This window comes from Parasphingorhabdus sp., assembly GCF_041748495.1.
GTDB lineage: Bacteria > Pseudomonadota > Alphaproteobacteria > Sphingomonadales > Sphingomonadaceae > Parasphingorhabdus.
Genome location: NZ_JBGTDD010000005.1, coordinates 1 through 9,188 on the forward strand (window position 1 = coordinate 1; position 9,188 = coordinate 9,188).

Consider the following 9,188-nt stretch of genomic DNA (forward strand, 5'->3'; position numbering starts at 1 on the left):
AGGGCGACGTGCTCGCCACCGCCCGGATCGCCGGCATCATGGCGGCGAAAAAGACCAGCGAACTGATTCCGCTGTGCCATCCGCTGGCGCTGACCAAGGTCGCGGTTGATTTCGACTTTCTCGATGACGGCATCCTGGTCCGCGCAATGGCTCGCCTCACCGGCAAGACTGGCGTGGAAATGGAAGCCTTAACAGCTTGTTCCATCGCACTCTTGACAATCTATGACATGTCGAAGGCGATGCAGAAGGACATGGTGATCCACAATATCCGCCTGCTCGCCAAAAGCGGCGGCAAATCGGGAGACTGGGTCGCGGCATGAGCGCTCTGCTGCCTCTCGAGCAAGCGCAGCAGCGATTGATCGCATTGGCCGCCCGCCTGCCCGCGGAAAAGCTTTCCGTCCACGCTGCGCTCGGTCGTTATCTCGCCGCCGATCTGATCGCCCGGCGCGAGCAACCGGCGGCCGACATGTCGGCGATGGACGGCTATGCCATCCGCTTTGCCGACCGCGAAGGGCCATGGCAACTGATCGGTGAATGCCCCGCTGGAAGCCCGCCCTGCCGGGCGCTGCAACCCGGCGAAACCGCCCGCATTTTCACCGGTGCCCTGCTGCCCGAAGGCGCAGATACCGTGGTCATGCAGGAGAATGTCGAAGCCGATGGCAATATCATCCGCCTGACCGCAGACCCCTCGCCCGAACAGGGCCGCCATGTCCGGCATCAGGGCGGCGACTTCAAACAGGGCAGCACCGGCTTGCCGGCAGGAAGCCTGCTCAACGCCGCGGCGCTGGGAGAAGCGGTGATCGCTGGCTATGGCGCGCTATCGATCGGCAAACAGCCCCGCGTGGCACTGGTCTCGACCGGCGACGAGCTGGTGCCGCCGGGCAGCGACACCCTGCCCCACCAGATACCGGCGAGCAATGACGTCATGCTGTCAGCAATGCTGGCCGGACGGACCGCCGAAACCCGCAGCCTGAGCCGGATCCCGGACGATATGGATATATTGTGCCAGACGCTGGAAAGCACGAAGGACAGCGATATCATCGTCACCATCGGCGGCGCGTCGGTCGGCGATCATGACCTGGTCGGCCCGGCGTTCCGCAAGCTGGGCGCGGAGATTGATTTCTACAAGATCGCGATGAAACCGGGCAAGCCGGTGATGGCCGGAAAATGGGGCGAAACGGTGATATTGGCCCTGCCCGGCAACCCCGCCTCTGCCTTTGTCGCAGCGACCCTGTTTCTGCTGCCGCTGGTGCGTTTCATGGCCGGAGCGGCCCGCTATCTGCCGGAATATCACAGCGCCGCGACCACGCAGGCCCTGCCCGAAAATGGCTCGCGCGCCCAGTTTCTCCGGGCAAAGGTCGACCAGGCTGGGATTACGCCGTTCAATAGCCAGGACAGCGCCAAGCTCTCGGTCCTCGCTGCGTCCAACGCCTTGCTCTGCCGCCCGGCCGATGCGGATGCAGCTGATGCGGGTGAAATGGTGCCTTATATCGCGATATAGTTGCGATGGTCCTGAGAAGTGTTTTCGATTTGCCAGCAATTGAAGCGCACTTGCCTAAGGACCGTCCACTATCGGCCCCCAGCTAGAGCGCGCCGAAAGGCTAAAAATGGGTGGTTGCCGGAATGGCCGGTTTTGGGATCAGTACACGCAAAGCGAACACGTGGTATCAGGCAAATTTTTGCGCCTCTATGATTTTTGCGCCAAGCCACTCCCTTTCAAAAACCTTCGAATCTACAGGCTTTGAGATATGCCAACCCTGACCGACATCGCAGCCGTATTTAATAAGAACATTCATGCATTGCTGATCTTCAATGCCTTCTGCGACGACTTTGAAACCAAGGGCATGGGCCATTTCAATTGTGGACTTCACCATCACCCGGTTCGCGTTGTCGAAGGTCATCGTTTTGACAAAGCTCTGATCAATTTTGATCTCATTTACCGGCATGCGTTGCAAATAGCTCATCGTTGACTGACCCGTTCCATAATCATCGATGGAAATCCGGATTCCGGCATCCCTGATGCGGTCCAAAGCCAGCCTGGACAGTTCGGGATCAGCCAAAGCGGCGGTCTCGGTGACTTCAAATATGACCTGCTCATTTTCAATGTCTGATGCTTCCACCATGGCAATAGCATTTTCGACAAATTTGGCGTCCCCCAATAACCGTGCTGATATATTCACGGAGCAGCTTAAACCCCCGCATTGTTGGTCCCATGTTGCCAAATCCTTCAGGGTTCGCTGCAAGACAAAATAAGTCAGTTCATCTATCCGACCCGATTTTTCGAGGATTGGAATGAAAATTGCCGGACTTATCAAACCCTGCTCCGGATGACTCCAACGAACCAAGGCTTCCGCGCCGGCTAAGCGGTCCTTTGCCAGATCCCACTTGGGTTGATAAACTACATCGAGGTGCCTTTTCTGGATGGCCTGTTCGAGTTCAACAAGGAGATTCTGTTTTAACCCGACGCTATTGTAGGCTTCTTCATCATACCATGTCCACTTTACGCCAGCCGTAAAAGCCTGTTCGGCAGCCACTTTTGATCTTCTGATGGATTTACTGCTGATCCCGAATGTCGCATTGATCTTGATTCTGGTGTCCCCCGCCATAACCGGTGATTGCAAAAGAGCCGCCGCCGTATCGAAATGTCCGGCGATATCCTGATCATATTCCTCTTTTACTATCCACCCCATGATGTCGGAATCGAGATGGAAAACCTGCTCGCCCAGAGCGAGAAATTTGAGGCGATCAGCGATGTTGCCGAAAAGATCACTGCGCGTTGCATTATTGGTTACTACAAGCAGTTCATGATATTCCGCGATGCTAGCCGTCGCAATGTTGAGAGATTTCCTGCCACCAATCAGTTCGAGCATCGCAGTTTCGTTCGGTAAATTACTGATGTCATTGAAAAACCTGCTCGTCTTTAGAGCAAGCGCAGTTGCAAGGAAATTTTGGAGGATCAGAAATGTACCAAGGAAGAAAAACGCCGGTACGTTCGAGAATGTAAAGAAATGAAGATATTCAAATAGAAAAATCAAAACAACAAGTACGAAAGCTATGGCATAAGCTGGTCGGACTAAGGCTTGATCATGACTTTTTCGTATCAGAATGCACAGCATTAGCATAATGGCAGCCAGTACTAGCGGGGGTGCCGTTCCGAGACTGGCCATATCGGTGCCCTGCAGCAAGGTCTCGGTCGCCATCGCCTGGATAACAACTCCAGGAACTACGCCGAAACGGCTGATCGGATAGCGATCGCCCAATTCGATTGCTGTTGCCCCAATCAGCGCTTTTTTCCCCGCCAGTTCAGGAATCAATCGGTCCCCTCGGACGATGTCCACGAAGCTGACACGCGGAATAGTGGCGGGATCGATAGTTTGGTCGATTGCGAAATTTTCGTCGATATTGCCGGAGATTTCAGCCATCATGCTAGCAAGCGAAGGGCGAGCGGTATCAGCGGTCCTGGTTCCAAAGCTATATTGATTGAGTTGACCCCAATCGTCAGGGCGCACATTGACCGATGCCAGAAAAGCATTTTTGCGCAGGCTTTCAATTGGCAGGCTTTCAGTATATTGCGATTGTTCTGAGGATGCTAGTTGCCGGAATGTCGGCAGAATAACGGTTGCTTCGGACCGTGAAATCGCTTCAGCAAAAATCTGATCCTGTCGTTTGGTGGAGTGTGCAGAAAAATCTATATCGAAAGCAATTTGTGTTACACCAAACTGGTTTAACCTTTCTATCGCCTGCGCATAAAATTCGCGCGGCCAGGGCCAGCTGTCCATCGCTTGCAGCGATTTGGCGTCAATCTCGACAATCACGACCTGACCGGAAGCGGGTTTTTCCAGAAGATTTGCGCGAAAATTTTGTAATCGCTGGTCCACCTGACTGCCGACCCCTGACATTGCAAATGCAATAGCAGCGGCCAAGGCCAATGCCCAAGCCAGCAGGATCCGCCGAAATGCGTTCAAGCGTAGAGCAGGTCGAGAAGTCTTCAAAAAATTATCTCCGGAAAACCCCAGCGGGGATCTTTACCGGAGACCCGTCTATATTGCGTTAACTTACCAAACTGTCGCCAGCCGGATTGCAGGCCGGATGTTTGTAGCCAGAACGCTACTTGTTCTTTCCGCCGCCATTGCCGGTTCCGCCGCCATTGCCGCTTCCACCGCCATTGCTGTTTTCAACGCCATTGCCGGGATTGTCGCCGTTTCCGATGAACGGATTCCCGTTTCCGTTGCCTGCGGCACCAGGATTGCTGTTATCGAATCCGCCGCGAACACCTGCGAATACGGGCATTTGGGTGTTATTGGGGGCTACTTGCGCTATTGGCTGCGACGGCTCACCATTGCGAACCAGACCAGCGGTAAGGTTGCTAAGCGAGACGGGTGATTCCAGCACCGGCGCCGTGATCGTGCCTTCAAAACTACCAGTAGCAATTTCAAGCAAGGCAGCTTCATCCATGGGTTCGGGAGTGTCGCTACTTTCCGCTGGCGCGTTTGGAGAATCAATCGTCTTGTTCTGTGCACCGGTGATCGAAAGCCTGAACTGCTGGTTGCGATCCACCATCCCGATCATGCCGGGTGACAGCAACTGGTTTGCTCCGCCATCCAGCGTTGAGACCTGCACGGCTCCTTCTGTCACTTGAACCGCCGCCCCTTTTTCCGAAACGGTCACGCTAAATGTCGTACCTTTTACAACAGCCGCGAGATAAGGCGTTTTTACCCCGAAATGCGGTGTAGACTTCTTGTCGATGCGAAACAGTACGTTGCCGAGTTCTTCAAAAAATTGAACCACACCGCCATTGTCCTGGGGCGCGCTAATCCTCAGGCGACTGTTGGGAGAAACAACCACATATTCCTGACCACGCACCAAAACGGCCCGGCTTTTGTTGCCGGTTGTTATAAGATCGCCGGCTTTCAGGCTACCGCCGCTGATGGCAATTTTCGATACGCCCGAACGCAACACATTAACCGTTCCGCTGCTCTCGGACAATTTCCACTGCGGCGTTCCAGCATGAGCGGCGCCTGCGGAGATCAGGGCCGCAATTGCAAGGATTCTTGTGAAATTTTGCATCATTATTTCTTTCGGTATCGCGGGAAAAGCCCGGCTCCCGCCCCGGACACTAACCAATGGATGTCTGCATTCGGTTTAAAATGACGCTGAATCTTTTATTAATAATCTGGAACGCTAAGAAATTCCTAAGGATTCAAAGCTAAAACAAGTTGTTTATTAGTTCAGGGGCCTGTTGTGCGTTCGATCTTTCATCTTTTCCTTTTTGCCGGATATGGCTGCTATGCATCTCTTGCTACAGCGCAACAGACCGGCAATCCGTTTGAAAGCGTTACCGATCAGGGCGAATGGATTGTAGGCGATCCGGTCCGCAATCAAATTGCTGCGCCTGTGGTTGCGGCCGATCAGGCGATGTCGCCCAGTACCGATAGCAGTTCCATCACGATCGGTGCCGTTCAAGTGAACACCGGCCCGCAAATTCCGCCTGAAATCCTTGCCAAGAGCTATGAAAAATTTATTGGACAGGAAGCCAGTCAGGAAAACTTGCGTGATCTGGCAAGCGCTGTTTCCGAAGCCGCACGCGAAAGCGGATATATTTTCGCGAGCGCACAAATTCCACCGCAGTCGGTCAAAATCGGCGTCGTAGCCGTCCATCTCGACCCTGGAGCAGTTGACGAAGTGCGCATCATAGGCTCTCAGAATATTCGCTTGACGAAGATCCTGGACAAGCTGATATCAAACGCAGCGCTTTCAGCAGTGGTGGAGCGACAATTGCTGCTTGCGGGCGATCTGCCTGGGATAACGCTCGAAAACTCCAGCTATCAGCGGGAGGAAGGAAAAGGCGTACTCATTGTCACTGTCAAAGAAGATAACGCTAAGGGTTATGCAGCACTGGATAATTATGGACCGGAAACACTCGGTCCGATCAGAGCGCGACTGGATCTGGATATTGCGAGCCTGCTGATGGACGGCGATGTGCTCTCCACGAATGTCATCAGTTCGATTCTTCAGCCGCGCGAACTAAGCTATATCAATGCACGATATGCTGTCACTATAGACGATGGCGGAACCGTTGTGGGTATATCCGGTGCGGCAGGCCGGACGCACTCTGGCGGTTTTTTGCGCAGCTTTGATCTAACCGGCCGCAACCGATACGCATCGGTTTTTGCCAGCCATGCTCTCAAACGCAGCAACGACTTCAATCTTTGGTTGAACGCCGAGTTGGCCTATCTCAATGTCGAACAGTCACAAAATAGAACTCTATTCCAGAATGACCAGATCGCCACCGCTTCGCTGAATTTTTCTGGTAATTATAACGTCGGCATTGGCCGGATATACGGCGGCGTCGGTGTGACTCAAGGCCTTGGCATATTGGGCGCAAGCAAAACCGGCGACCCGCTCAATTCCCGCTTCAACGGCAGCGGTGAATTCACCAAGGCAAATTTCTGGCTCAATTCAATCCTCAACATCGGAAACGGTTTCGGTATGCGGCTTGCTGGGAATACACAAATCGCGTCACGGCCTCTTTTGTCGCCAAACGAAATAGCACTCGGCGGCCCCTATTTCGGCAAGGGATATGATTTTAGCGAGCGGTTTGGTGATGAAGGTATATTGGGACTGGCCGAACTCCGGAAGGAATTCCGCGACGTTACAGGTTGGCTTGACTGGTTGCAGCTTTACGGTTTTGTCGACGGCGGATATGTGTCCAATATCGGCACTGGATTTGGCGATGGCTCGCTGGCTTCGGCGGGAGGCGGGATGCGCGCGCAAATCGGAAATTTTGATCTCGCTGTCGAAGCCGCTGCTCCGGTAAGCGATGACCGGCTTGAAAGCGGAGATAGATCGCCAAAGCTCAATGTTCAGGTTGGATTGCGATTCTAAGGAAAGCGCGGCACTCCGCAAAAATTTGCTTCTGCTCATTCCTGTGGTTAGCAAAAGCGGCGTAGAATCCCGGATTCGGTTAAAATAATGAATCCGCCCTCGATAAGATCGGCTGCCGTCAATAGCGTCGGTGTCATGAAGGGACGGCCGGCCGTTTACGGACAAAATGCTTTTCAAGCTGAACGGCTGAAACCGGGTCGCGCATGGGCCGTCCGCTTTTAACCGAGAACGCGAATAGCCGCCAGCGAGGCAGCGGATCAATTTGTCCATGGCGCCCACCATTCTGCCAATAGATTAATCACGTCCTGCTTGACTTCCCCCGTTTTGTTTCGTAATTGTTCCTTATTCGTTCCCAGAACAGGATAGTGGACATGCTCACGCAGAAACAACATGAACTTCTCTGCTTCATTGATGACAGGCTGAAGGATAGCGGCGTTTCCCCCTCGTTCGAGGAAATGAAGGAGGCGCTGGGCCTGAAGTCGAAATCCGGCATTCACCGGCTGATCAGCGCGCTCGAGGAGCGGGACTTCATCCGCCGCCTGCCGAACCGGGCGCGGGCGCTGGAAGTGCTGAAGCTGCCCGAAGGCGGCGTGCACGAAGCGGCGCCGTCCAATGTTGTCGCCCTGCACCCTGAGACCCCGGTGCGCGAGGTTGTTTCCAACCATGCTCCGGCGGCGAACAATGACGTTCTCGAAATTCCGCTGCACGGCCGGATCGCCGCCGGTGCGCCGATCGAGGCGCTGGAAGGACAATCGGCGCTGAGCGTTCCCGCTGCCCTGCTTGGCCCCGGCGAACATTATGCGCTGGAAGTGTCCGGCGATTCGATGATCGATGCGGGCATTCTCGACGGCGATTATGCGCTGATCCAGAAAACCGAAGTGGCGCGCGATGGCGAGATTGTCGTGGCGCTGATCAACGATGGCGAGGCGACGCTGAAATATCTGCGCAAGGATGGCAGCCGGATTCGTCTTGATCCCGCCAATGCCGCTTATGCGCCGCAAATCTATGGCGCGGGCGAAGTGCGCATCCAGGGCAAGATGGCCGGATTGCTGCGCCGCTACTAGTTGCGGCTTTTGGTGGTTCGACGGTATTCTTCGCCGGAGCGGTAGCGGGTCCATGGATGATCGCCGGTCCAGTTGCGCGCGGTGGCAATATGCTGATTTTCCAGATTGATGGTGATCCCGCCAACCTGTGCCAGCAGGTTCCGGTCGATCTTCAGCCAGCGCGGCTGACAGGCCGCCGGTAACCAACGTTCGCTGACCACGATATCGGCGCGGCGGCAGGCCGCCGACAGCGCCAGCACCGGGATATGGTGGCTGCTGCGGGTCGCCACGATCTGCCAGTCGCGCTCGTCCGTTGCTATCGTCACCAGGCAGGCATCATCATTGCAGTCGGCATTGGGCCAGTCTTCCAGCGCCTGCGATTCCCCGTCGACCCCGGCATTTTCGCGGATCATGTCGCGGATGAAATCCCCGCTGCGGGTGCGCAGCATCGCGAGCTCGCCCCGATCATTGCGAATCCCGACATGGCGGCCGTCACCGGTGATATAGAGATCGGGGGGCCGGTTGCTCGCCACCAGCAGCACCCCGGCAACCGCCGGGATCATCCCCCAATAGCGCCACTGCTCCCGCCACAGGCAGATCCACAGGCCGCCGAACAGCAACAGGCCGAAGGCCATGACCGGCATGGTTGGCATCATCGTCACCGCGCCGGGCCGGGTCGAGACAAAATGCGCCAGCCCGATCAATCCGTTCAGGGCCAGGCCGCATAGCCACCAGACCGGCGCGCCGAGACCGACGCTGTCGAGCAGCAGCGCCAGCGCCTCCAGCGGCATGATCACGAAGGTGGTCAGCGGAATCGCGATGATATTGGCCAGCGCACCATAGAGCCCGGCCTTGTGGAAATGATAAAGCGCGATCGGCATCAGCACGATTTCCACCACCAGACCGGTCAGGAACAGCGAAAGAATGAAGCGGCCCGCCTTGCGCAGAAAGCTCTCTTCCCGGAGCATGAACAGCGCCTTGATCCGCGGATGATCGTGCAGGGCGATGATCGCCGTGACCGCTGCGAAACTCAGCTGGAAGCTTGGCCCGACCAGCGCTTCCGGCCAGAATATCAGCACGAACAAGGCGCCCGCCGCGACCATCCGCAAGGTGATCGCGCTGCGCCCCATCATCAGCGCGACCAGCACCAGCAGGGCCGCCACGCAGGCGCGGATCGTCGGCACCTGCGCCCCGGTCAGCAAGGTATAGGCGACCGCCGCCAGCGCCGCGCAGCCCGCCGCGACGATCGGCAGCCGGAAG

7 protein-coding genes are annotated in these 9,188 nt (G+C 56.0%); 4 read left to right on the forward strand and 3 right to left on the reverse strand.

The genetic code is table 11. The features are described from left to right. On the forward strand, positions 1-320 hold a 320-nt coding region (gene moaC / locus ACEW8J_RS00325), incomplete at its 5' end, for a cyclic pyranopterin monophosphate synthase MoaC (protein WP_373489637.1). Beyond that, positions 317-1,501, forward strand: coding sequence for a molybdopterin molybdotransferase MoeA (locus ACEW8J_RS00330; RefSeq protein WP_373489638.1), 1,185 nt, complete (start codon positions 317-319; stop codon positions 1,499-1,501). The genes moaC and ACEW8J_RS00330, both read left to right, overlap by 4 nt. 166 nt (positions 1,502-1,667) lie before the next feature. Here the strand turns inward: ACEW8J_RS00330 and ACEW8J_RS00335 are convergent, their stop codons facing one another. After that, on the reverse strand, positions 1,668-3,965 hold the full coding sequence (locus tag ACEW8J_RS00335; protein WP_373489639.1) for an EAL domain-containing protein: 2,298 nt from the start codon (positions 3,963-3,965) through the stop codon (positions 1,668-1,670). 142 nt (positions 3,966-4,107) lie between these two features. Then, positions 4,108-5,070, reverse strand: a complete 963-nt coding sequence (locus ACEW8J_RS00340; protein WP_373489640.1) for a FecR domain-containing protein — start codon at positions 5,068-5,070, stop codon at positions 4,108-4,110. Positions 5,071-5,241: 171 nt separating this feature from the next. Between ACEW8J_RS00340 and ACEW8J_RS00345 the strand changes: the two genes are divergently transcribed. Together ACEW8J_RS00345 and lexA are read left to right on the forward strand one after the other, a co-directional pair. Further along, a complete protein-coding gene (locus ACEW8J_RS00345) occupies positions 5,242-6,885 on the forward strand; it encodes a ShlB/FhaC/HecB family hemolysin secretion/activation protein (protein ID WP_373489641.1) in 1,644 nt (547 codons plus the stop codon). Between the two features lie 371 nt (positions 6,886-7,256). Continuing rightward, on the forward strand, positions 7,257-7,949 hold the full coding sequence (lexA, locus tag ACEW8J_RS00350) for a transcriptional repressor LexA (protein ID WP_373489642.1): 693 nt from the start codon (positions 7,257-7,259) through the stop codon (positions 7,947-7,949). Here lexA and ACEW8J_RS00355 read toward each other — a convergent pair. Beyond that, positions 7,946-9,188, reverse strand: a 1,243-nt coding sequence (locus ACEW8J_RS00355) for a ComEC/Rec2 family competence protein (protein WP_373489643.1), incomplete at its 5' end; no start/stop codon positions are given. The two genes, lexA and ACEW8J_RS00355, sit on opposite strands and share 4 nt — an antisense overlap.